25 protein-coding genes and 1 pseudogene are annotated in these 23,240 nt (G+C 62.8%); 11 read left to right on the forward strand and 15 right to left on the reverse strand.

Annotation, left to right across the window (positions count from 1 at the left end; all coding sequences use genetic code 11):
* The first annotated feature begins 107 nt into the window (after window positions 1–107).
* Window positions 108–779, forward strand: a complete 672-nt coding sequence (locus E1H16_RS09055; protein ID WP_134323354.1) for an HAD family hydrolase — start codon at window positions 108–110, stop codon at window positions 777–779.
* A 33-nt stretch (window positions 780–812) separates the two neighbouring features.
* On the opposite strand, the gene E1H16_RS09060 is transcribed toward E1H16_RS09055, so the two are convergent.
* A complete protein-coding gene (locus E1H16_RS09060) occupies window positions 813–1,316 on the reverse strand; it encodes a GNAT family N-acetyltransferase (RefSeq protein ID WP_166741682.1) in 504 nt (167 codons plus the stop codon).
* 304 nt (window positions 1,317–1,620) lie between these two features.
* On the opposite strand from E1H16_RS09060, the gene E1H16_RS09065 reads away from it, so the two are divergent.
* From E1H16_RS09065 to E1H16_RS09080, 4 genes are read left to right on the forward strand one after another with little or no spacing between them, the layout of a single operon-like run.
* A complete protein-coding gene (locus tag E1H16_RS09065; protein WP_134323356.1) occupies window positions 1,621–2,622 on the forward strand; it encodes an ABC transporter ATP-binding protein in 1,002 nt (333 codons plus the stop codon).
* Window positions 2,622–3,437 (forward strand): ABC transporter permease, encoded by an 816-nt coding sequence (locus tag E1H16_RS09070; RefSeq protein WP_134323357.1) that lies wholly within the window; start codon window positions 2,622–2,624, stop codon window positions 3,435–3,437. The genes E1H16_RS09065 and E1H16_RS09070 overlap by 1 nt, the downstream gene beginning before the upstream one ends.
* A gap of 10 nt (window positions 3,438–3,447) precedes the next feature.
* Complete coding sequence (locus E1H16_RS09075) at window positions 3,448–4,524, forward strand: sensor histidine kinase (RefSeq protein WP_134323358.1); 1,077 nt, start codon at window positions 3,448–3,450, stop codon at window positions 4,522–4,524.
* Window positions 4,525–4,543: 19 nt separating this feature from the next.
* Complete coding sequence (locus E1H16_RS09080) at window positions 4,544–5,263, forward strand: response regulator transcription factor (RefSeq protein ID WP_134323359.1); 720 nt, start codon at window positions 4,544–4,546, stop codon at window positions 5,261–5,263.
* 66 nt (window positions 5,264–5,329) lie between these two features.
* Here the strand turns inward: E1H16_RS09080 and arsM are convergent, their stop codons facing one another.
* The 8 genes from arsM to E1H16_RS09120 all read right to left on the reverse strand — a co-directional run bounded on the left by arsM (window position 5,330) and on the right by E1H16_RS09120 (window position 13,249).
* Window positions 5,330–6,058 (reverse strand): arsenite methyltransferase, encoded by a 729-nt coding sequence (gene arsM, locus E1H16_RS09085; protein ID WP_134323360.1) that lies wholly within the window; start codon window positions 6,056–6,058, stop codon window positions 5,330–5,332.
* The gene (locus E1H16_RS09090; RefSeq protein WP_134323361.1) at window positions 6,055–6,468 is read right to left on the reverse strand and encodes an arsenate reductase ArsC; all 414 of its coding nucleotides are present in this window, start codon (window positions 6,466–6,468) and stop codon (window positions 6,055–6,057) included. Before E1H16_RS09090 ends, arsM begins: the two co-directional genes overlap by 4 nt.
* Window positions 6,465–7,583, reverse strand: coding sequence for an ACR3 family arsenite efflux transporter (gene arsB / locus E1H16_RS09095; RefSeq protein ID WP_134323362.1), 1,119 nt, complete (start codon window positions 7,581–7,583; stop codon window positions 6,465–6,467). The genes E1H16_RS09090 and arsB overlap by 4 nt, the downstream gene beginning before the upstream one ends.
* Complete coding sequence (locus E1H16_RS09100) at window positions 7,580–7,918, reverse strand: ArsR/SmtB family transcription factor (protein ID WP_134323363.1); 339 nt, start codon at window positions 7,916–7,918, stop codon at window positions 7,580–7,582. Before E1H16_RS09100 ends, arsB begins: the two co-directional genes overlap by 4 nt.
* Before the next feature lie 136 nt (window positions 7,919–8,054).
* A complete protein-coding gene (locus E1H16_RS09105; RefSeq protein ID WP_134323364.1) occupies window positions 8,055–8,939 on the reverse strand; it encodes an SCO6745 family protein in 885 nt (294 codons plus the stop codon).
* Between the two features lie 277 nt (window positions 8,940–9,216).
* Complete coding sequence (locus tag E1H16_RS09110; protein WP_134323365.1) at window positions 9,217–9,930, reverse strand: helix-turn-helix domain-containing protein; 714 nt, start codon at window positions 9,928–9,930, stop codon at window positions 9,217–9,219.
* A gap of 67 nt (window positions 9,931–9,997) precedes the next feature.
* Window positions 9,998–12,229, reverse strand: a complete 2,232-nt coding sequence (locus E1H16_RS09115) for an MMPL family transporter (RefSeq protein WP_166741683.1) — start codon at window positions 12,227–12,229, stop codon at window positions 9,998–10,000.
* Window positions 12,230–12,514: 285 nt separating this feature from the next.
* A complete protein-coding gene (locus E1H16_RS09120) occupies window positions 12,515–13,249 on the reverse strand; it encodes a TetR/AcrR family transcriptional regulator (RefSeq protein WP_166741684.1) in 735 nt (244 codons plus the stop codon).
* A 393-nt stretch (window positions 13,250–13,642) separates the two neighbouring features.
* Between E1H16_RS09120 and E1H16_RS09125 the strand changes: the two genes are divergently transcribed.
* Both E1H16_RS09125 and E1H16_RS09130 read left to right on the forward strand, forming a co-directional pair.
* Window positions 13,643–14,779 carry an acyl-CoA dehydrogenase family protein gene (locus E1H16_RS09125; RefSeq protein WP_134323368.1) on the forward strand — a complete coding sequence of 379 codons (1,137 nt, stop codon included), beginning with the start codon at window positions 13,643–13,645 and terminating at the stop codon, window positions 14,777–14,779.
* Entirely contained in the window at window positions 14,772–15,830 is a 1,059-nt protein-coding gene (locus E1H16_RS09130; protein ID WP_134323369.1) for an acyl-CoA dehydrogenase family protein, read from the forward strand. The genes E1H16_RS09125 and E1H16_RS09130 overlap by 8 nt, the downstream gene beginning before the upstream one ends.
* Before the next feature lie 134 nt (window positions 15,831–15,964).
* Here the strand turns inward: E1H16_RS09130 and E1H16_RS19025 are convergent.
* Window positions 15,965–16,135 (reverse strand): annotated as a pseudogene (locus E1H16_RS19025) (hypothetical protein); the annotation flags it as partial.
* A 423-nt stretch (window positions 16,136–16,558) separates the two neighbouring features.
* On the opposite strand from E1H16_RS19025, the gene E1H16_RS09140 reads away from it, so the two are divergent.
* Complete coding sequence (locus tag E1H16_RS09140; RefSeq protein ID WP_134323371.1) at window positions 16,559–17,092, forward strand: winged helix-turn-helix transcriptional regulator; 534 nt, start codon at window positions 16,559–16,561, stop codon at window positions 17,090–17,092.
* On the opposite strand, the gene E1H16_RS09145 is transcribed toward E1H16_RS09140, so the two are convergent.
* Together E1H16_RS09145 and E1H16_RS09150 are read right to left on the reverse strand one after the other, a co-directional pair.
* The gene (locus E1H16_RS09145; RefSeq protein ID WP_134323372.1) at window positions 17,044–17,559 is read right to left on the reverse strand and encodes a hypothetical protein; all 516 of its coding nucleotides are present in this window, start codon (window positions 17,557–17,559) and stop codon (window positions 17,044–17,046) included. The two genes, E1H16_RS09140 and E1H16_RS09145, sit on opposite strands and share 49 nt — an antisense overlap.
* 86 nt (window positions 17,560–17,645) lie before the next feature.
* Window positions 17,646–18,410, reverse strand: coding sequence for a class I SAM-dependent methyltransferase (locus E1H16_RS09150; protein WP_134323373.1), 765 nt, complete (start codon window positions 18,408–18,410; stop codon window positions 17,646–17,648).
* 215 nt (window positions 18,411–18,625) lie between these two features.
* Here E1H16_RS09150 and E1H16_RS09155 point away from each other — a divergent pair, with 215 nt between their 5' ends.
* The 3 genes from E1H16_RS09155 (at window position 18,626) to E1H16_RS19030 (ending at window position 20,219) form a co-directional block, all read left to right on the forward strand.
* Window positions 18,626–19,246, forward strand: a complete 621-nt coding sequence (locus E1H16_RS09155) for a TetR/AcrR family transcriptional regulator (protein WP_134323374.1) — start codon at window positions 18,626–18,628, stop codon at window positions 19,244–19,246.
* A 16-nt stretch (window positions 19,247–19,262) separates the two neighbouring features.
* Window positions 19,263–20,003 carry a DUF4097 family beta strand repeat-containing protein gene (locus E1H16_RS09160; RefSeq protein WP_134323375.1) on the forward strand — a complete coding sequence of 247 codons (741 nt, stop codon included), beginning with the start codon at window positions 19,263–19,265 and terminating at the stop codon, window positions 20,001–20,003.
* 84 nt (window positions 20,004–20,087) lie between these two features.
* Window positions 20,088–20,219, forward strand: coding sequence for a TrmO family methyltransferase domain-containing protein (locus E1H16_RS19030; protein WP_134323376.1), 132 nt, complete (start codon window positions 20,088–20,090; stop codon window positions 20,217–20,219).
* A 189-nt stretch (window positions 20,220–20,408) separates the two neighbouring features.
* Here the strand turns inward: E1H16_RS19030 and E1H16_RS09175 are convergent, their stop codons facing one another.
* From E1H16_RS09175 to E1H16_RS09185, 3 genes are read right to left on the reverse strand one after another with little or no spacing between them, the layout of a single operon-like run.
* The gene (locus E1H16_RS09175; protein WP_134323377.1) at window positions 20,409–21,227 is read right to left on the reverse strand and encodes an ABC transporter ATP-binding protein; all 819 of its coding nucleotides are present in this window, start codon (window positions 21,225–21,227) and stop codon (window positions 20,409–20,411) included.
* Window positions 21,224–22,264, reverse strand: a complete 1,041-nt coding sequence (locus E1H16_RS09180) for a FecCD family ABC transporter permease (protein ID WP_134323378.1) — start codon at window positions 22,262–22,264, stop codon at window positions 21,224–21,226. Before E1H16_RS09180 ends, E1H16_RS09175 begins: the two co-directional genes overlap by 4 nt.
* Window positions 22,261–23,238, reverse strand: coding sequence for a FecCD family ABC transporter permease (locus E1H16_RS09185; RefSeq protein WP_208378947.1), 978 nt, complete (start codon window positions 23,236–23,238; stop codon window positions 22,261–22,263). Before E1H16_RS09185 ends, E1H16_RS09180 begins: the two co-directional genes overlap by 4 nt.
* Window positions 23,239–23,240: the final 2 nt, after the last annotated feature.

Here is a 23,240-nt window from a genome sequence, read left to right on the forward strand (position 1 = left end):
TCCATCTAGACCGCTAAGTTCATTGACGCCTGGCGGCCAGCAGTGTCGAATCACGCGGCGCGGCCGGATAGTCTTCACCTGTCTGATCCTCGACGAAAGCTCCACGTATGCAACCCGCTGTTCTTTTCGATCTCGACGGGCTTTTGATCGACTCCGAGCCAATATGGGAGGCAGCAAAGTCTGAGGTCTTCGGCGCATTCGGTCTGCACCTCACCCAGGAGATGCAAACAGAAACGCGCGGCATGCGCCAAAGGGACATGGTGGCCTATTGGTTCAAGCGAGCCAATATTCAAGCCGACCCAGCCGACATCGAAGACAAGATTGTCAATGGCGTGTGCGACATGCTCCGGGACGTGAAGTTGATGCCCGGCGCTGAACAAGCAGTCGCAGCGTGCGCACGCGTGTCGAAGTCGATGGCTGTCGTCTCATCCTCCCCGGAGTCGGTGATCCGACAAGCGTTGGAAAGCACACGGCTGGCTCAGTCTTTCGATGTCGTGTTCTCAGCCGAGGACGACGAATTCGGAAAACCTCACCCGGGTGCCTTCCTGCGCGCGGCCACAACGCTGCAGATACCGCCCGACGAATGCGTAGTGCTTGAAGACTCACTCAACGGCGTCCTAGCCGGAGTATCCGCCCAGATGGCCGTTATCGCCGTGCCCGACGAGGACAACCGCGGCGATCCTCGCTTTGCGATTGCAAGTCTGATTCTCGACAGCCTCGAGGAACTTGATCCAGGCGATATCGGGCACGTTCTGTCCACCCCTACGCGCGCACGATAGCTTTCGGCCGCGGGACCGCCTCGAGTTCTGCGGCTATCCGCATTCGTAGAACGCTACAAGGGTCCCCTCGTGATCGCGTTCGTCGACGAATACGAAACCTGCTTTCTGCAGCACCCGACGGCTTGCGCTGTGGTCGATCTCGGTGAACGCCACCAACGCCCGATACCGTCCGGCGTCGGGATTCTCGCGGTGCCAGGCCACGAGTTCTCGCGCAAGCTCGGTACCGATTCCGCGACCCCACACCTCCCGACACAAGGTGTATCCGAGCTCGCGATGCCCGCGATTCAGTCCAAAGCCGGCCCGGCCAATCATTACACCGCGCGGATTCGTGACGCGCCACTTCGTCCACCCCTGGGTTGCTTGCTGCGCCAGGTAGCGACCTAATCGTTGCTCAGATTGTTCCCTTGATTCAGGTGCGCCGCCGATGTATCGCATCACCTGCGGATCGGCATGCAATGCGTGCAGATCGCCTATATCGCTGGGGACCCAGGTAGTCAGCGAGAACCGGTCGGTACCTATGACGGTCTGCCTACGCATACTCATCGATCCTAGCCACGCTTGGCAACCGATAAAAGGATCTTGGGCGGCGCTGTCACACGTCACCCGCCCATCGGCTTATGACGCGGCCTGTCGCGTGATGACCATCGGCAACCGCATCATGTCCGAGCATCGTTAGTTCGTGATGCCCAGTTGTGTGTCGCGCGTACCAATGGCACCGCTATAGGCCGACATGTTGGCTCTAGATGGGGACCGGCGCCGGCGCGCCTCCCTCTCGGGGTATACGACGATGTCACTCTCTGGAGTGATGTGGGATGAGGCCCTGTCCGGCTGAACTAAGGCCATGAAGACGACAGCTCAGCAAACCTCGCACTCCAGATCGGCATCCGGCGTCGCGGACAGCGACGTGCTCGTTGATATCTCTGGCCTGACCAAGTCGTACGGCGGCCGCGTAGTCGTCGACCATCTCGATCTGCAGGTACGTCGCGGCGAAGTCCTCGGTCTGATCGGGGCGAACGGCGCCGGCAAGACCACGACGGTCGAGATCATTCAGGGACTACGCCGTGCCGATTCTGGTCGGATCAGTGTGTTCGGGATGGACCCGATTAAGGACGCCGACCGGATCCGCCCGCACATCGGCAGCCAGTTGCAGAGTTCCGCTCTCCCAGACCGAATGCGTGTCGGTGAGGCGGTGCGGCTGTTCGCCGACACCGGCGCAGCCGACGCAAACCAGTTACTCGAGGAATTCGGCCTCGCGCACCGCGTCAAGTACGCCTTCGGCGGCATGAGCGGCGGCGAGCAGCAGCGGTTGTTCCTCGTGCTTGCGTTGCTCAACCGCCCGCGCCTGGTCATCCTCGACGAACTCACGCAGGGCCTCGACCCGTCCGCCCGACGCAATGTCTGGGAAGCGGTGAAGCGGCTTCGCACGGGCGGCACGACTGTCCTGCTCGTCACCCACGAACTTGGCGAGGCCGAGGAACTGTGTGAACGCGTCGTCGCGATGCGTGATGGAACCGTCCTCGCCGAGGGCTCGCCGGCTGACCTCCTAGCCCGGTTCTCCGATGCCGCGACCGTGTCGTTCACGTGGCGTCGCGATGGCGACACTGCGCTCGCTCGAGATCTGAACGACCTCAACGGTCTTCCAGGTCTCAGCGGTGTGCGCCGCGAGGATGACCGCATCTTCCTGCGCGGTGACGCAGAACTCGTCGCTCATGCGGGTGCGTGGCTCGTCGCGACCGGGGCACAGATCCCGCACGACCTGCGCGTAGATCGGCCCGGCCTGGAGGACGCCTTACTGACACTGCTCGACCAGCCAGCCCACACCGACTTGCAGGGAGCCGCGTGATGACTACCGCCACACCCCTCGCCGACGCCCCGGCGACGTACGAACCCGGATCGTCGACCACCGACGCGAACTCGATCAAGACCCGCCCGGCGACGCTCCGGATGCTCGGCGCCGAACTCCGGCTGCTGCTGCGCGATCCAGTCACAACGACTTTCGTCGTTGCGTTCCCCATCATCGCGATGCTGATCATCGGCGGCGTGTTCGGAACACAGCCCAACGAAGTATTCCCAGTGAACCCGTCGCACTGGTACGTCGCGTCGTACTTCACCACCGTGATCGGCGCGACCGGGCTGATCATGCTCCCGGTACATATCGCGTCTTATCGCGAGCGTGGGGTGTTACGGCGGTTCGCGGCCGCCGGATTCCCCCGGTGGTCATTCGCGCTGGCGCAACTGGTGGTCGGCCTGATTACCGTCGCCGTCGCGGGTGCCCTGCTGCTCGCGGTGGCCGCGCCCGTCTACGGAATCCCGGAGGTCGATGACCTCGGCCGGGTGATCCTGGCAGCCACGCTGGGCGCGATCGCATTCATCGCCATCGGCGTCCTGCTCGGCACGGTGCTACCCACCGCTCGGTCTGCCCAAGCTGTCGGTTTGCTGCTGTTCTTCCCCTCCTTCCTGCTCGGCGTCGGCGGACCGCCGCCGGCCGTAATGGGTGATGCGCTCGGGACCATTTCCGAATGGCTGCCGCTGGGGCTCGTGACCCAGGCCGTTCGCGAACCGTGGCTCGGGATCGGGTCGGCCAACACAGCTCTGGTGGTCACAGCTGTGCTCGCCATCGTCGGCGTGCTGCTTGCGGGACGGCGGACCGCGCTGTGAGGATCGACGTGTGAACAGATTGACGCGCACGGCGCGACTGGTCGGCCCGGCTGCAGTCGCGCTGTTCGCGATCATCGGGGCGTTGATGTCGCGACAACAACCGATCATCGCGTGGGGCTGCGCGGCAGTAGCTATTATGTCCGCTGCTGCCATCGCCGCTGCGGGACTGACGCATTGGCGACTGGCTGGCGCGCTCATCGTGCCGGTCGCCGCCCTGACAGTTCAGGGGTTCGGGCAGGCATCGACGCTGTCCTGGATGGCATTCTGCGTGATGGCGATGTGGATCGGGCTCAGTGCCGCACCGCGTCCGGCTGTGGCCCTGACCGCCCTGATGGTCGCGATCGTCGCGTGGATGTTCCTGCGACAAGTTCGCGAGCCCGGCTGGGCCGCGTGGAGCATCGGGACGATCATCTCGGTCGTCGCGTGCATCATGGCTCGCGCGCTCAACCTGACGAATGAGGCATTGCGAAACGCGCAGGGTGAACTCGCGCAGCGCTCACGGGAAGAAGAACGTGTCCGCCTCGCCGCTGAGGTCCACGACGTGATCGGGCACGGATTGACTGTGACGCTGCTGCACATTTCTTCTGCCCGTCTCGCGCTCGACGAGGGTCGGGACGCCGCGGACCGTGAGCTTGCCGAGGCTGAGCGGCTCACACGCTCGAGTCTCGATGAGGTCCGGGCAACGGTCGGTCTATGGCGCGATAAGCAGGACGCGTCTCCGCTGCCGGACGCCGGGCGGATCACCGAGCTGGTGAAGACGTTCCGACTCGCCGGGATGCGGGTTGAACTATTTATGACCGGCGGGGTCGATGACGTTGGCGGAGCGCGCGGGCTGGCCGCGTACCGTGTCATTCAGGAATCGCTGACGAACGCAGCCAGGCACGCGCCGAACGCTGCGGTGACAGTGCGAGTCGACGTGGCAGACGGCAATGTGGACGTATGTGTAGACAGCGACGGGACGCCGGGGCCGAACTCCCCTGGCAGCGGAATCCGCGGCATGTCCGAGCGGGTGCAGGCACTCGGTGGGACTTTCAGCGCCGGGCCGCATGAGGGCGGATGGCGGGTCGCCGCCGTGCTCCCACGATGACGAAGCGAAGGGGTTCGGTATGAACACGTGGAGTGGCGGTCCGTCAAGCGGCGCCGACTCCGGCAATGGGCCGACCGAGCAGGTGCGGGTGCTCTTAGTTGACGACCAGGAGTTGATTCGCACCGGCCTACGCGGCATCCTGCGTCCGCGCTTCGGCTTCGACATCGTGGCCGAGCTAGATAACGGCAGCACGATCGCCGAGTCGATCGCCAAACACCAGCCGGACGTCGTACTGATGGACGTGAGGATGCCGGGCGTCGATGGCGTGAGCGCGACCCGAATCGTACGCGAGTTGGACGATGGCCCACCCGTGCTCATCCTGACCACGTTCGACGACGAGGAAGTGCTGGCGGGCGCGCTACGTGCCGGCGCGGCAGGGTTTCTGCTAAAGGGAGTGCCGGCAGTCGACCTGCAGCGCGCCGTACGCACCGTCGCGCGCGGGGACAGTTGGCTCGATCCCGCCGTCACCGCGCGGGTCTTGGAAGGCTACCGCCGAGACGAGTCGGCCGGTCCGGCCCCCAGCACCGAGATCGAGGAACTCACTCCTCGCGAGCGTGAGGTGCTCGCGCTGATCGGGGAGGGACTCAGTAACTCCGAGATCGCTGAGCGGCTGTTCGTGGGAGAGGGCACCATCAAGACGCACGTTGCACACATTTTCACCAAACTCGAGGTGCGCGACCGGGCAGCAGCGGTCGTTTTCGCCTTCGACCACGACCTGGTCCGGCCACGCCGACGATAGGACCAAACAGCCAGCCAAGACCGACTCCCCTGGTCGTCGTCGGCAGGTGCCGCCCTGGGCCTGCGTCTACTGATTACCTGGGAGATCAGCGCGAATGATCGCCGCCTCGGCGTATTCGTGCGCCTGATGCGTGACATCAATCGTGATGTTCTCAAAACCAGCCTCGGCTAGATACTGCTCGAACTGGCGACGGGTGAGCGCGCCGGCGATACAACCGGTCCATTCCTGCATATCCGCACGCACATGCTCGGGCATATCCTCGGAGGCAATCACATCGCTGAATGCGATCCGCCCGCCGGGTTTGAGCACACGGGCAGCCTCGCGCAGCACCAATCGCTTATCGGCGGCGAGGTTGATCACGCAGTTCGACAACGCAATGTCAATGCTGTCGTCGGGTAGTGGAATGTCTTCGAGGTACCCCTTGAGGAACTCCACGTTGGTGGCACCGGCGGCTAACGCGTTGGCCCGCGCAGCCTCGAGCATCTCGTCAGTCATGTCCAGCCCGTACACCTTGCCGGTCTTACCCACCCGGCGTGCGGAGATGAGCGCGTCTCCCCCGGCCCCTGAGCCTAGATCCAGGACGATCTCGCCCTCGGCGAGCGCAGCGACCTGGGTCGGCACGCCGCAACCTAATGAGCCCGCGACTGCTTCGGGTAGATCGTCCATGCCCTCATACAGCGACGCACCGAACACGCCAGCACGTTCGAGGTCCTCGACTGAGGGTCCGCAGCAGGACTGCCTTTGGTTGGCGGCTGCGGCATAGCGGCTGCGCACGGTCTCGCGGATATCGCTCATGGCAGTAACTCCTTCAACAATTGGTGTACTCGCATCTTGATCTCATCGCGGATGGGGCGCACCGCTTCGACGCTCAACCCTGCAGGGTCGGGCAACGCCCAGTCCAGATACCGCTTTCCAGGAAAGATCGGGCATGCGTCTCCGCAGCCCATCGTGATCACGACGTCCGACGCGCGGATCGCCCGGTCGCTAAGCAGGGTGGGTGCTTGGTCGGTGATATCGATCCCGACCTCGGCCATTGCTTCACGTGCCGCGGGATTGATCTCGTCCGCCGGGATGGATCCAGCAGAATAGACGTCGACGCGACCGCTCGCGAAGTGACGCAGCCAGCCCGCGGCCATCTGGGAGCGCCCGGCGTTATGCACGCACACAAACAGCACAGCGGGATTCTTACGTTGTGTACTCGTCATGATCGCCTCTTCTCAATCGCCAATTCGCCCGCGGACCTCGCGAGCACGCGCTTGCGTAGCCACAGACTCACGTACACCAGCGCGACGAGCACTGGAACTTCAATCAATGGCCCCACTACCCCGGCGAGAGCTTGACCACTAGCCGCGCCGAAGGTCGCGATCGCTACCGCGATGGCCAGTTCAAAGTTGTTCCCGGCCGCGGTGAAGGCGGTCGTGCTCGCGCGTTCGTACGACAGTCCCAAAGCGCGTGCAGCGGCGTACCCGACGGCCCACATCACCGCGAAGTAGACCAGCAGCGGGATCGCGATTCGCGCGACATCCGCTGGCCGACTGGTGATCTGTCGTCCTTGCAACGCGAACAGGATGACGATTGTGAACAGCAGCCCGTATAGCGCCCACGGTGAGACCCGCGGCAAGAACGTGCCCTCGTACCACTCGCGGCCACGTCGACGCTCCAGGATCCGCCTGGATAGGTATCCCGCTAAAAGCGGGATACCTAAGAACACCAGCACCGACTTGGCGATCTGCCACATCGACACATCCAGCTCACTACCGGATAGACCGAGCCACCCCGGCAGAACAGTCAGGTAGAACCACCCCAACACCGCGAACATCAGCACTTGGAAGATCGAGTTCAGCGCGATTAGGAAGGCGGCCGCGTCCCGGTCGCCGCAGGCCATGTCGTTCCAGATCACCACCATCGCGATACACCGCGCCAGTCCGACGATGATCAGGCCGGTTCGGTACTCCGGTAGATCCGCCAAGAAGATCCACGCCAGCGCAAACATCAGCGCTGGGCCGACGATCCAGTTCAGTACGAGGCTTAACCACAGCAGTTTGCCATCGCGCGCCACCGACCCCATTCGGTCGTACCGCACCTTCGCCAACGGTGGATACATCATTACCAGCAGACCCAGCGCGATCGGTAATGAAATGCCGTCTACCTGCACAGCCGACAACACGTCCGACAGCCCGGGGATCCATCGCCCCGCCAACAGACCGATCAGCATCGCCGCGCCGATCCACACCGGCAAGAATCGGTCTATGAACGACAACCGGCGCGTCGGGTCAGCCCGTACGCCATCAGGGCTCGTCGTCACGTCCGCGGTTGTCATACCAGCGTCTCAGTCGTCAGCAGCCGCGACAGCGGCTCGATCGCCCCCGGAATGGCCCAGTAGTACACCCACGTCCCACGGCGTTCGCAGTCCACCAGACCCGCCTCACGCAGCACCTTCAAGTGATGCGAGATCGTCGGCGCCTTCAGCTCGAACGCGCCGGTCAGGTCACAGACGCACACCTGCGCATCCGCGCTCGCGATCATGCTGAACAGCCGCAATCGGACCGGATCACCCAACGCCTTGAACGCTCGCGCCACCACTTCGGACTGCTCCGCAGTCAGCGGGCTCGTCGATACCGGCCAGCAACAGGCGTCAAGGCTCTGATTCGTCATACCTCTAATTAAACAGTTATCGAATCAGTCTGCCAAGTGCTCTCGGCAGATTCAGGTCGCGCCTCGCCAGCCGTACGGGTGGACGAACATGCCCACGGCGCCCCGCGCAATCAACGTAGGCACCCGGATGCGTACGTCAGTTGGCGCTGCGTGGTGCGACGTCTTTCGGGCCGGACGGGTAACCATCGGCTGCGCGCACACGTCGCGACCAGTCTCCGACGACAGAGACGAAGGTGTCGAGACCGTCACCGAGTCCACTGACAATGCGTTCGCATCCTTGATCCGTGAGGACCTCAACGTTCTCTCGTGCCGCTCGCCCGTCCGCGGTGAGCGCACCCTCGCGGAGCATTCCCCGAGACTCCAACCGCTCCTGCGCTGCATCCAAGTCCGCATTGGTCCACGCTCTCGTCCGCACATAACTCCGCGGCGGAAGGCCCCAGTAGAGCTCGGTGAGAAGCCCGATCTCGGCGGCGTCGAAGCCAGCGATCGTCCAGGCGTTCACGTGCACGTCACCGCGAAACTCCCGCAACTGATCAGTCAGCCACCATGCTTCGCCCAACGGGTCATTCGGCCGATCTTGTGCTACCAATCCGGCATATAGCGGGTTTCCTGCTACCGGCAGACCGTCCGTTGCTCGGCGCAGCACGGCCACAATTTCGTCGAGCCCGTCCGGACTCTCGCCGAGAATGCGACGCAATTGGTCCACCGCTCCGGCCGTGCGAGCCGCGCATATGGTGTCCGCATCGGTGAGCGTCCATCCTTCGCTTACTGCCGGCACAACCGCGGCCGGATTGAACACTCCGAATGCCGCCGCGACCACCTCGCCGGACACCTGGCCCATCACCGAGCCGCGACTACAGAAGTACGCCGGTCCGTTCGGCAACTGCACGCCGTTACCATCCCCCGGGCTCGGGCCGAACCCAAGTGCCTGGTAGCGCTCATGACATTCCGGCGCGAAATACACCTGCCCCGCAAATGGCTCAAGTGCTCGGGCGACTGCGCGGGCTGGCTGGTTCGTCATATGGGATCTCCTCGGCGTTGTGAACATGGCAGCGCGACACGTTCGTCACGTATTTAACGCTCGTTCAGTATCGTAGGGTTACCTGCCGGCTTCGTCTAGACGAACACCTGAAATGCTGTGGCGCGCTGTCCGGCTGCCCCGCGCGTAATCGCAACAACACACACTGAGCGCTTCTCGTGTCTGCATTGCAACCGCCGACCCCCGCAGTACCCAGATGTGCGCGCATGCAAGCCGTGCTCCGACCTCGAGGAAGCACGGCGTGTGCGATGCACCTACCCTAACCGTCGCTGCTGACGATCCGGTGGACCTCAATCATCACCTTCAACTGAGCGATGTTGTACAAATCCTGCAGAGCTTGCCCAATAGCCTGCATGGACTTGCCGCCGGGATAGGTTGCGTACTTCTCAAGGTCGGTGGTCCACTCCTGGCCGCGTAACGCCCGCGCCCCGGGCGCCAGCCGCCGAGCTAGATCATTGATGCGATCCTCGGAGGCGTTCTCGTCGAGAGCCTCGAACTCGGCGTCCGCCTCCGTCCGCGGCAGAAACGACTCGTTCACTGCATCCATGACTTCGCCGTTAAAGACACGCGAGAAGACAGTGAGCAGGGCGCGGTCGGCCTCGGACAGATCGTGAATCATGGCGGCAAACTGCGCGGGAACATCGATCGGCGCTCGGTGTTGTAACAGGAGCGCAAGCTCGGCACGGATACGCTCCAGCCGCTCAATGGTGCTGGCCAGTTCACCATCGAGCACCTTAATCGCGACATCGGGATCCTCTGCCGAGGCATCCATCGCCGACACCTGCGCTAACGGCACGCCTAGTTCGCTCAACCGCTTGATCTGCAGAATTCGAAGTAGGTGCTTGGTCTGGTACTGCTTGTACCCGTTCGCCGAGCGTTCAGGCTCCTCGAGCAGGCCAATCTTGTGGTAGTGACGAACCGTCTTTACCGTCGTACCAGCGAATTCGGCGACCTCCCGCGTACTCCAGGCCATCAGCGTCCTCTCGATCCATCCTCGACGTACTACCTGCGTTGGCGCTGCGGTCGCAGTGACGCCCCGGTCACCGCGCCGCTGATACCGCCTCATCGGTCACGGCTACCTCGGTCGGCGGCACACTTCTCAAAGTCTCCCCTTCGACATCGATGCTCGGTAGTACCCGGTCGAGCCACCTCGGCATCCACCATGCGCGATCGCCCAGTAACGCCATCGTTGTCGGCATGATGATCATCCGTACGAGGAATGCGTCAAACACGATCGCTGCCGCCATGGAGAACCCCATCAGCTTCAGGAACGTCTCACTGGAGAGTGTGAAGCCCGCGAACACCGAAATCATGATGACCGCTGCCGCCGTGATCACGCGAGCACCCGCTCGGTATCCGATTCGGATCGATTCCTGGGCTCCCGCGCCGTGATGGAACTCCTCGCGCATCCGGCTCACCAAGAAGACTTGGTAATCCATAGCCAAGCCGAAGACGATTCCGATCAGGAAGATTGGCATGAACACCAGGATCGGGCCTCGGTCCTCTGGCGATATCCAACCCAGCCAACCATTCTGGAAGAATCCGACGGTCACGCCGAAGGTCGCGGCGATCGACAACAAGAAGCCAAGCGAAGCGATCAACGGAATGACCACCGAACGAAACACAATCATCAACAGTAGGAAGGCCAACCCGACCACCACGATCAGATACAGCGGCAACTTGCCTACCAGAGCGTCCGCGAAGTCGGCCTGGACCGCCGCTACGCCGCCAATCCCGACGTAGACACCGGTCTCGCTATTGACCTGGTCGGCGATCAGGCGCAGGTCGTCAAGAAGCTCGCTCGACTCTGGCGAGGAAGGTCCGCTGTCGGAGATCACGATGAATTGGGCCGCCGTACCTGCCTCATTTGGTATCGGCCCGATGAAACCGTCCTCAGCGATATGAGGCAGCGATCCGGCTTCGGCCGCAAATGCCGCGGATGCGGTAGTGAGCGCCTCCGCGCTATCGGCACTCGCCACGACAATCATCGGCGCCGATTTTCCTTCGCCGAACGCGTCCCGTTCGATCTGCAATGCGGCCTTATCGGACTGCGTTGCAGTGTCCAGGCCTAATCGAAGGCCAGTGATTGGAATCGCTGCGAGCACGAGCACCACGGTGGCCGCGATCAGGTACGGAATGGGGCGCGCGGTCAGTTGGTTTCCGACTCGCTGACCGATCGTCGTACGACCGGCGCGGCGTTCCGGTGTCCACAGCAACGGAACTCGGGGTTTGAATACGAACGATTTGAACAGCCCCAGCAACGCCGGCAGGACAGTCAGCGACACAAGTACGGCCAGTACAACGGTCACCGCCGCCCCCATGCCCATCTGCGCCAGGAACGACATGCCGGTCAACGACAGCGCCACGAGCGCTATCACGACGGTGGCGCCGGCAAACACCACGGCTGAGCCAGCCGTGCCGACCGCGACACCAGCAGCGTGAGATCGATCGTCGGTCTGCGTCGCCTCGTGCCGATATCGCGATATCACGAAAAGCGAGTAGTCGATTCCGACCGCTAGCCCGATCATCGTCGCCAGACCCGTGGTGGACGTGCCGAGCGTCAAGAACGCAGTGCCGATCGAAATGATCGATGTGGACAACGCGATGCCCACGATCGCCGCCCCCAAAGGCATCGCAGCGGCCAACAGCGATGCAAAGGTGATGATCATGACGGCGATGGCGACCACGATGCCGATCAGTTCAGCGGGCGGTTCGACAATCTTCTCATTGGCGGCGCCAGCGCTCTCAACCAAGAGCCCCGCATCGCGGCCAATTTCCTTTGCCTCCGCCACGGTCGCAATAGTTTCCTCGGAAACACCGGTCTCGATGCCTTCTGGAACAGCATCAAGCGTCACCTCAATCACTGCTACCGAACCATCCGGACTGAGTGATTGGCTCGCAGCCGGCCCGACCACCGGATTAACGATCGCTGCACGCTGCGCTTCGGTGAGTTGAGGAATCTCGTGGAGTTTCGCAACGACCGCCTCGATCGCCGTGAGGTTATCACCGGCGTCTAGGCGTTCTCCGTCCTGCGACTGAAAGACGATCGTGGCGCCCGGGCTTCCATCCTCCGCCAGTTGCGGGAACTCCTCCTGAAGCGTCTCCTGGGCTTCGACGGCTTGACTATCAGGCAAGGCGAAGTCGTCCTCGAAGGGCTTCGAGATCGCCGAACTCAATCCACTGAGCATCACTGCCCCAACGATCCACAGTGCGATCACCAGCCACCAACGACGGTAAGAGAACCGCCCGAGCCGATACAACAACGAAGCCATCTTCAGTCTCCAGAAGGGTGGTAGGTAGACAATCGCCAGGTCACACCGCGAGCCATCGATCAGACATCCCGGACCTGCTGCCATTCAGTCTCAACCGTGCCCTTAGGGCAGGGTCAAGGCCAAGCAGAGTTACGCAGGGCACGTTCGGGTCCGAGGACGATCTCGCGAGGGCGCGGGCCGCCGTACGACGTACCCACGTACCTGGTCGCCACGGCGGGTGCACCGCTTATCCCACGCATGCAAGATCGACCAGGTCAGGATGCAACCATCCGGAGGTCGCGATCGCTAGCTCGAGCTGGCGATTTCACCGGCAGAATCGCCATCTGTGTCGCGCGCTGCCGAGAGCGTGATGTCCATGAGGCTGGCGATCCCGGCCGGCCGGCACAGGCCGCTGAGTGTGGTGTCGATGATGAGATCCGCCATCTCCGTCGGTCGAAACGACTCCGGAGAGACGGTCCACTGCAGCGTCACTCCACGCAAAATTCCTTGAATCAAGACCGACGCGTGCACCGGATCGATGTGCGGATAGATCGTTCCTTCGTCTTGCGCTTCGATGATCCATCGTCGTAGGCGCCGACGGAACGATTCGTCGTGGCGGGCGATCGTGTTCTTGATCTCCGGAGTTGCGGTGAGCGCCTCAGTCGACAGAACGGAGAGCACGCGTGCGGCCAGAGGGTGCTCTTCGGAACGCATCATGTAGGAGCGCAACTCGAGCACGAGCGCCGTCAGTCCATGAACCTGGTCCCTGCGTACCGGCGCCAGTGCATGCTCCCAACTGCGCGCGACGTGCTCGACCAGTTGCTCGACCAGTTCCGTCTTGGATCCGAAGTGGTAGTCGGCAAGCCCGCGGCTGTATCCCGCGTGCTCGCCAATTCGCGCCAACGTGGCGTACGCGAGGCCTCCTTCCGCGATCAGTTCTATCGCCGAGGTGATCATGCGTTGACGCGCGATCTGGCTGCGCTCGGGACGCGCCGTCGCGCGTCCCGGTGGTGATGGCTCGGCGGAACTGGTCTCGCTCATCGCGGTCATATCCTCCGGTTAGATATCGGCGACTGTCTTGCACGGTGGCTCTCGCGCGGCTTGAGCACTCGCACCACCTGTCCTTGGTCTTCAACAAGTTTAGGCGCCCGCGTCGCCCCAAGCGCTGACAACCCGCCGATCTGTCGTGCTCGCGGCTTACAGTCTGCGGCGCGACTCGAAGACTCCCAGATGCGCGGTGTTCAGGCCTTGTAGGTGCTGATCATGCCGCGAACACACAACGTGCGACTGTCCTAAGGCACTGCTCTCGCGCCCATGACGGACGTTGTGGTTTCCAGCGATCAGGGCTTAGGGTTGCCTTGTTCTTGTTCGATAGCAAGTGCGGATCGAGACGAGCAACGCGCCCGACCGTCTGAACCACAGGAGGGAATCTCCGTGAAATTCGTACCGACACCGCTCTCCCCTGCAGAACTCGAACTGCAGCGGGATGTGAGGCGGTTCATCGCGGAGGAACTTCCCGCGGACCATCAGCCGGGCCTGGGCATGGGATCGGGGTTCGACCCCGCGTTTTCCAAGAAACTCGCCGCGCGGGGTTGGGTAGGGATGGCTGTACCGAAGGAGTTTGGTGGCCATGCGCGCACCGCGGTAGACCGTTTCATCGTCACCGAAGAGCTACTAGCGGTCGGCGCTCCACTCGGCGCGCATTTCGTCGCAGATCGACAGACCGCACCGGCGATCGTGAAATTCGGCAGTGACTGGCAGCGGGAGTTCTTCATCCCGAAAATCGTTGCCGGAGAATGCTGGTTTTCGTTGGGGATGAGCGAGCCGGACTCGGGCTCGGACCTATCGTCGGTCCGTTCAGCGGCAAGGCAGGTCGAGGGCGGCTGGCTGCTGAACGGCACGAAGATCTGGACAAGTGGCGCGCATCGGACCCACTATTTCGCGGTGTTATGCCGAACTTCGCCGGCAGAAGACAAGCACCAAGGGCTAAGCCAACTGATCGTGGATCTTCGCAGCGACGGAGTTGAGATCCGCCCCATCCCATTCCTCAACGGAGCGCACGGCTTCAACGAGGTGCACATGTCAGACGTGTTCGTTCCCGACGAGATGATGCTTGGCGAGGAAGGTTCCGGGTGGAGGCAGGTCACCTCTGAACTTGCATACGAACGCTCCGGCCCAGATCGATTCCTGAGCACATTTGGACTGGTCAAATACCTCATCGCCGAGCGAGCCGCCGACGGACTCACCGTGGAGCAACAGCGAGCAGTCGGACAATTGGCGGCGCGTTATTGGACGATCCGGCAGATGTCGCTGTCGATAGCGCGGGCGATCGATGACGGTGGCGCTCCTGCGGTAGAAGCCTCCTTGGTCAAGGACATTGGCACTCGATTCGAGCAACGCGTGATCGACGTCGTCCGTGACGTGGTCGAGGTCCAACTGCGCGCCGACAGTTCGTCCACATTCGAGCGCCTGTTGGCCGAAGCTGTGTTGACCGGGCCGTCGTTCACCCTCCGTGGCGGCACCACGGAAGTGCTTCGTTCGATCGTCGCGAAAGGCCTGCGTAATGTCTGAGAACGTCCAGGAGATCCGCTCCGCGCTTCGCCCAATTCTCGCCGATCATTCCAGCCCGGACGAGGTGGTTGCCGCTGAATCGGCGGGATGGAACTCAACGCTATGGAGTGTGCTCTGTGAAGGTGGTTTCGCCACCATCTCGGTGCCGGAGCAGTATGACGGTTCGGGTGGATCGATCGCCGATGCGTGCGCCGTCCTGCACGAGTTGGGCAGATCGGCGAGCTCGGTCCCGTTTGCTGAACATGCGCTGTTGGCCGGCTGGTTGCTGGCGATCGGGAAGCGCAGTCTCCCGGACGGCGTCCTGACGGTCATCGACGACCCTACCGAGCTACAGGTAGCGCGAACCGGTGACGCTTTCACTGTCACCGGCACCGCCCGACACGTCCCGTGGGCGAGCGTCAGCGCTGCGATCCTGGCGATCCTCGACATAGACGATCAGTCGACCGCAGTGTTGTTACCGACTGAGGAGTTGCAACTCGATGAGCAAGTGAACCTTGCGCAGGAGCAGCGACGAACAGTTGTCTTGCACAATGTCGTCGTACCGGCGAAGAACACCTGGCCGGTGCCTGCGGACACCGCCGAACAGCTTCGGTTACGCGGCGCCTTGAGTCGAGCGGCTTTGATGGCCGGCGCTTTGGAACGGGCCACGGAACTGACGGTGCGCTACACCGCGGAGCGGGAGCAGTTCGGTCGCCCCATCGGCCGTTTTCAGGCGGTAGAACGGCATGTCGTTCGACTGGCCGAAGCGGCGCAGCAGGCCGTTATGGCGGTCGCCGTGGCCGGGATCAACGCACATGAGGAGATCGACTTCTTCGACGCCGCCTCGGCAAAGATTGTCGTAGGCGAATGTGCGAGCACCGGGACCGCGGCTGCTCATCAGGCGCATGGAGCGATCGGCATGACCAAGGAGTACGAACTTGGTCAATTATCGCGGCGACTGTGGTCCTGGCGCGACGAATACGGCGATGAGCGCGAATGGGCGCGAAAGCTCGGCGCGCGTGTGAGTGACGCTGGCGCCGAGGCACTCTGGCCGCGAATCGCCACGGGCTGAGCGCCGTGCCGTACCGACACCGCGGCTACGACGGTAAGGCTGGCGGCTCCGCCGCATCTAGCAGGGCGGTGATCACGCTGGGCGTCGAGATCGCTCGTCCCTTGAGTCGCTTGAGCAACCAAGAACGACCCCACGATCAGCGCATGTACTGCCCCGGCAAGACGGCGTGGATCGGTCTTACTAATGACATCCCCGGCGCGTTGGCCGTGCTCAATGGCTCCCTCAAGGACATCGAGGAACTCTCTCAGCGCGTGCTCGATTTGCCCACGTAGCGCCTCAGAGGACGGTGCGAGTTCGCTGCTCACTTTCGCCGAAAGATCGCTGTACAAGAACGAGGATCCGACGAAGATCTCTTGGAGGTCAGCGTAATAGCCCGCGAGCTGCTCGGGCGCACTCAGGTCTTCGCGGGCCGTCCAGGACGCCAGGCGATTCCTGTGGAATGCGCCGTATCGATCGGCTCAGTAGTCGCTGGACGCCGGCATTGTCCAGTACGCGCTCGGTGTTACGCAGCGAACGTATCACCGGGCGCGTACCGAGCTCGGCCGACTTTACGATGGCCTGCCCCTCGTATGCATCGCAACCTCTTTCGAGGCACCGAACCTGGCGCCCAAGTTCATCGCGCCAACTCCCAACGCCAGCGCGGCACCCAGCGAACAACCGTCGCATTAAACGACTCAGGAGAACCGCGAGATGTCAGTATTGTTGAGCAACTCGTTATGCTGAGCGATATGAAACGCACTTCGCTGGCCGAGTGGCCGTGCTCCATCGCGCGCACGATGGACCTCATCGGCGACTGGTGGACGCCGCTTGTGCTCCGCGAAGCTTTTCACGGCGTACGGCGCTTTGACGACTTCCAGTCGTCCCTGAGACTGGCGCGCAACACTCTCAATACGCGGTTGCAGCGGCTCGTCGAGGACGGCTTGCTCGAACGCGTCCCCTATCAAGCCAAGCCACCACGATTCGATTACCTTCTTACTCCGAAGGGTCGCGATTTCTATCCGGTGTTGGCCGCCATCGGCGCGTGGGGCGACCGGTGGCTCTCCGACGAAGACGGTCCACCGATTACCGTACGCCACACTGCGTGCGATCACGAAACGCACGCAGTTGTGGTGTGCGAGCACTGTCGCGAGCCGCTGACGTCGCAGGACGTCGAATGGGAACTCGGTCCGGGGTTCCCGGACCGCCTTGTCGACCGTGACTACGTTCAGGCCCGTTACGGTCCCGACGCCAGGAAGCCCGGCACACCGTGGAACAACCAGTAACGGCCGCGATCAGTTTCGAGCCGCTTCCAATGCAGCGTGACTACGTGACTAGCGGCGAGGATGACGTCATCGAGAGCCTTCGGTGGCGCCTTACCGGCGAGCAGATACCGACGAATTGCGCTGGCCGGCAAGTCGAGCATCGCGAAGGTCGCGGCCCGTCGATACGCGCATTTCGATCCGCCGTACCACCGTTCAGCGAACCCGAGAACCGCTGAATTGAGTTCGCGGTTGAGGTGGTCAAGTTCGTGTGCGAGGTCGTGTGGGACCTGGCGAATGAGCTGCTCGCGGCCATACGCGGCCAACACCTGCGCCTGCGCCAGGTCCGAGCGCGCCCAACGCGGGTAGCGCAGGGCCGTTTGCTCGAACGCGACTTGCAGATCCTGCTGCCGCAGCGCGTCTAGCGCACCAACCTGGCCCGCTCGTGCTGCGCGAATCCATAACCGTCGGCGAGGGCACTTCGCCATCATGCAGGCAGGGCCGCAGCTACCGGAGTCCTCTGATCAGGTCGGCCTACAGTGCTGTTGCGGCGTCGGCGGGTCGGATGTGTATCCGCTTATAGGCGTCCCAGCCGGGTGATGACCGGCCAGGTAACGCGCACAGCGCGCTCGGGTGGCCATAACCTCGGTGGCCATAACCTCGCAACATCGGCTGCGAAGTAATCGAGCACGTCGCGCTGGTCGGCTTCGATCGCCCGCCGGGTGGCAGACCATGTCGATATATAGCCGAGAAGCTCCTCGCACTGCCAGGTGCGCTCGATCGTGAACTGCCTGTCGGTAGCGATCGGCGCGAACGGGAATTTCAGGTCTGCATACCCGGAGTCGACATGGCGGCGCTCCGGCGGCCAGTACGGGCCGATCTCGTCCCGATAGAACCGCGCGAAACGGTCGTTGATATCGCGATCGGCAATGCTTAGCACGCCGTAGCTGATCAAGGCCAGTACGGCGCCCTCGCGAGCGACCCTGCCCACCTCGTCGTAGAACCGATCGAGTTCGAACCAGTGCGCTGCCTGCGCGACCGTGACTAGATCCGTGCTGTCGTTGGCAACGGGGAGGTTCTCGGCGGGCGCAGTCAGGTATCGCACGTTCTTACCCACAGTGGCGTGTTCCAGCTGGCTCTCACTGGGATCGACGCCGAGGACGTCGTCGAAGTAGTCCGCGAGTTGCACGGTCAGTTGTCCGGTCCCGCACCCTACGTCCAATGCCCGCTCGCGACCGACCGGCAGTGTCGCTAGATACGACGCGAGTTCGATCGGGTACGTCGGACGAAACCTCGTGTAGTCCTGCCCACCGTCGTCGAACCAGTTCTTCCGCCGACCCATGTGACCCCCTGTCGCCGACCGCTCACTCGGGCACCAACCGCCACATACCGACGCTACTCACCCAGCCGCAGTCTCATCGCACAACTGATTCTCCTTCGACATTAGTTCGACGGGACAGCCGGTGCGGTGTGCGTTCACATTGAGAAGCGGACCGGCACCTCTACCGGTCTCAGTACCTATGGTACTCAATACTTGAAGTATGCTAGGTTCGGCTGGTGACCGATTCAGCCCGCCAACCAATCCCACGAACACCGCGTTCAGAGGTGCGCGCGAGACTCATCGCGTCGGCTTCGCGCGCATTCGCTGAAGAAGGCTACGTCGCCGCTAGGATCGACGAGATTGCTTACGCCGCTGGCTTCACCAAAGGCGCCATCTACTCAAACTTCGGTAGCAAACAGGGGCTATTTGCCGCAGTCCTCCAGGCACGGGCAGACGACGAGTTACACCGTCTCCTCGAGGCCACCACCGGCAAACTCGACGTTGCGGAAACCGTCGGCGAAATCATCGCGGAAGAAGTCACCACCGATACGGAGCGCGGGCGCTTATCACTCGAATTCGCCGCTCGTGCGGCACATGACGATGACGTGTCTATCGCGTGGACAGCGATGCGACGGCAGCAGCGGGCCATCGCTGAACAGGCAATCATTGAGGTGGTAGAGCGCAACGGCCTGACGTTGACCGTCGAACCCGCCGACGCCACGTTGATCCTGCACTGCATTACTAACGGCCTCTCCATGGAGCACTTAGCCGATCCCGATCGTGTCGATAGCAACGCCATCCGCAAAGCAGTCGCAGCCACCGTCCGGAGCATCACTACTCGTGACACCTCACCGTGAGTCCAGCGAGGTCCCCATGCACGCAGGAATTCTGATCCCTCGGCCATACCGCCTGACGACGTTCATCGGGGTGATCGCCGTCACCTCCTTAGTCGGCTGCGGATCAGGTGGTGACGAGAAACGCGAATCCACTACGTTCGAGATTCCGAACGACGAAGTGACTATCTCGAAAGGCAGTGGCGATATCTACATCCGACCCGCCAATGTCGATCAACTCGAGGTCACCCGATGGTTCACGGGCAACAGCGACGATGCGATCTGGAAGATGTCGGCAGGCGAGCTCACTCTCGATACCGATTGCGGGCCGTTCAGCGCTTGCGATATTCGCTATGAGGTCCGAGTGCCGGAGACGACCACCGTGACCTTATCCGGGGACAACGGTAACGTCACCGCGGCTGGATTCAATACACCGTTCGCGGTGTCGACAGACAACGGTTCCATCCAGGTTTCCGACATGTCGGGCGACCTCACACTTAACAGCGCGAATGGCGATCAAACCGCCACAGGTGTCACCTCCCAGAACGTCACCGCCAACGCTGAAAGCGGCGCGATCGACCTCACGTTCGCCGAAGCGCCGTCCGACGTAGCAATCACGACAGAGAATGGGTCGGTGACCCTGACGGTCCCCGATGTCGCCTACTCGGTTTCAACCATTACCGACAGCGGCGACATCGAGGACTCGCTCGCCAACGACCCGAAGAGCGCCAAGACGCTCACGGTCTCCACCGAGAGCGGCAGCATCACTCTTTCGACCTAACTGACAAACCGTGTTTCCAAATCGACGCGATCTACGCGGACGGGCTCGACGATATCGAGGGCTTCAGCCATCTGATCCTCGTCTATGTCTTCGACCGCAGCACCGAGGTCACGCTACGGCCTGTTCCGCTGCTGGACGACGCGCCGCATCTTCGCGACCCGAAACCCGCGCAGACCTAATCGACTCGGTCTGACTGTGGTACGGCTATGCAAGTGAGAAGGAAACCTGCTGCAGGTAGGCGGTCTCGACCTGCTGGACAGCACGCCGATCGTCGATATCAAGCCTATGTGCCGCGGTTCGACGCCTTCCCCGACGCGTCCGAAGGATGGTTTGCCGGACGCGCCAACCGCCCGAAGCCGCAAGGCCGGGAATAACTCGCCACTACCCCAGGCGGTCGCGGACGGATCAGCGACTATCACTCGCCGCCATCGTCTTACGTCGCCCGATCGGAATCATCAGCGGTCGTTGCGAGACCGGATCGGCAATGATGTGGCTTTCGAGGGCGAAAACTGCGCGCACCGTGTTCTCGGTCAGCACCTCGCGCGGGTCCCCGGCGGCGTGCACAGTGCCGTCAGCGATCGCGATGAGGTGATCGCAGTAGCGAGCAGCCATATTCAAGTCGTGCAGCACCATCACGATGGTCACACCGCGGTCATGATTGAGATCGGTGAGCAGATCCAGCACCTCGACCTGATGCGCGACGTCCAGGAACGTGGTCGGCTCATCGAGCAGCAGGACGTCGGTTTGCTGAGCGAGCGCCATCGCGATCCACACCCGTTGCCGTTGGCCGCCGGACAACTCATCGACTGGCCGGTCAGCCAGGTGCACAACGCCAGTCGCATCCAGCGCGGCGGCAACCGCAAGGTCGTCTTCATGCTTCCAACGTGACAATAAACCCTGATGTGGATGGCGACCTCGGGCTACCAGGTCGGAGACGGTGATTCCTTCAGGCGCGATCGGCGACTGAGGCAGCAGTCCAAGTTGTCGCGCCAACTGCTTCGCCGGAAGTCGATGCACCGCCTTGCCATCGAGCAGCACCTGCCCGGACGCCGGCGACAGCAGCCGCGACATGGACCGCAGCAATGTCGACTTCCCGCAGGCGTTCGCACCGACGACTGCGGTGATCTTGCCCGGCGGGATGTGCAGCGTGAGATCGTCGATGACCGTGCGATCGTCGTACTTCAGCGTGAGATCTTCGGCGTTCAGCGTGTGCTCTGCGGTCATAGAGAACCTCCCGCGCGATAGGTGCGCACAATTAGGTAGATCAAGAAGGGGGCACCGAGGACGCCGGTCACGACGCCCACGGGATAGCGGACGCTCAGCAGGTTCTGTCCCACGAGATCAGCCGCCAACACCAGCAACGCACCCACGAGCGCGGCCGGGATCAACAGCGACTTACCCGGTCCCACGAGGCGTCCGGCAATCGGTCCGGACAAGAACGCGACGAACGCGATCGGCCCGGATCCCGCTGTGGCGAAGGACAGCAACGTGACCGCCACGACGATCACAACCAGCCGCATTCGGCCCACGCGGACCCCGAGCGCCTGCGAGGCATCGTCTCCCAACTGCGAGATGAATAGATCCCGAGACTGCGTACATAGCAGCGGAATGAGAACAACCATCGCGATCGCGAGCGGAACGATCTGGTCCCAGGACGCCCCGTTCAGTGATCCGGTAAGCCACCGCATCGCCTCTTGCAGGTCCCAGTCAGAGGCCTGCGACAGTATGTAAGATATGGCGCTCTCGAGCATTGCCGCGACGCCGATGCCAATCAGGATCAGGCGACTGCCGAGAACGCTTCCCTTATACGCCAGGAAATACACCAGCAGTGCGACGACTAGGCCACCGACGATGGCCGCAATTCCTACCTGCGACGGACCCCAAGCAAGGACAACGATCGCGAATGCTGCCGCCGCGCTCGCGCCGGCGCTGATCCCGATGACATCGGGACTGGCCAGCGGGTTGCGCAGCATCGTCTGGAAGGCAACGCCAGCCATACCGAAGCAGAACCCAGCGAGCATTCCGAGGACAGCACGTGGCAAACGCAGACGTCCTACCGAAAACGTGGCACCCTGCACCTGCTCGCCGAGTAACACACGCAGCACCTCGCCGGGCGGATAGAACGTGCGCCCCACCATCAGCGAGAGCGCGAACGCGATGACCACCAGCAGCGCCAAGGACCCCACGACGAGCGCCATGCGCCGATTGCGTCGGCGTCGCTCGTCAGCGACGATATCGGCGATCTGAACCAGATCGGTCATAGGTCGCGAACCCCTTGCCGACGTACGAGATAGATGAACAACGGAGCACCCAGGAAGGCGGTAATGATGCCGACATCGATTTCTGCAGGGCGCGCCACCACGCGACCGACGACGTCAGCGGCGGTCAGCAGAATCGCGCCGACGAGCGCGGCGTATGGGATCAGCCATCGATGATCGACGCCGACGATGAGTCGACACGCGTGTGGCACTACGAGCCCCACGAATGCGATAGGACCGCAGACCGCTGTCGCCGCACCGCACAAGATGACAGCTCCGAGCGCGGCCGCGGCACGTGCGCGCGCCACGCGCTCGCCCAGTCCCGCCGCCAGGTCATCGCCAAGCGCAAGCGTGTTCAGACCGCGAGCGGCGAGAATGCAGATCGCAAATCCAACGATGAAGAACGGCAGCACTTGTCCGAGGCTGGCGTAGGTCGCTCCCCCGACGCCGCCGATCTGCCAGGATCGAACCCCGCCTGCGATGTCATTGCGCGGCAGCATGATCGCGACGACGAATGACGACAAGGCAGCGGCGGTAGCCGCCCCGGCCAGTGCCAGTTTCAGCGGAGTCGCGCCGCCGCGACCGAGTGATCCCACGGCATAGACGAACAGTGCCGCCACAGCAGCACCCAAGATCCCGACCCAGATGAAGCTCGACGCGCTGACCAGTCCGAAGTATGCGATGCCCGCGACCACCGCGACCGAGGCGCCCATATTGACACCAAGAATGCCGGGATCGGCGAGCGGATTGCGAGTGACTCCCTGCATCACCGTTCCCGAAACGGCCAGCGCGAGCCCGGCAAGGACGGCCAGTAGGGTCCGCGGGATGCGTTTCGCGACTGCGGCCTGATCAAACCCATCGGTCGAGCCACCGACCGCCGCGAACACGTCCTCGAGCGATACCGAACGCGAACCGATCGTCACGGACAGGAACATCACCACCGCGAGGACGGCGAGAATGACCACTAGCCATGACACGC

It is taken from the genome of Cumulibacter soli, from assembly GCF_004382795.1.
GTDB lineage: Bacteria > Actinomycetota > Actinomycetes > Mycobacteriales > Antricoccaceae > Cumulibacter > Cumulibacter soli.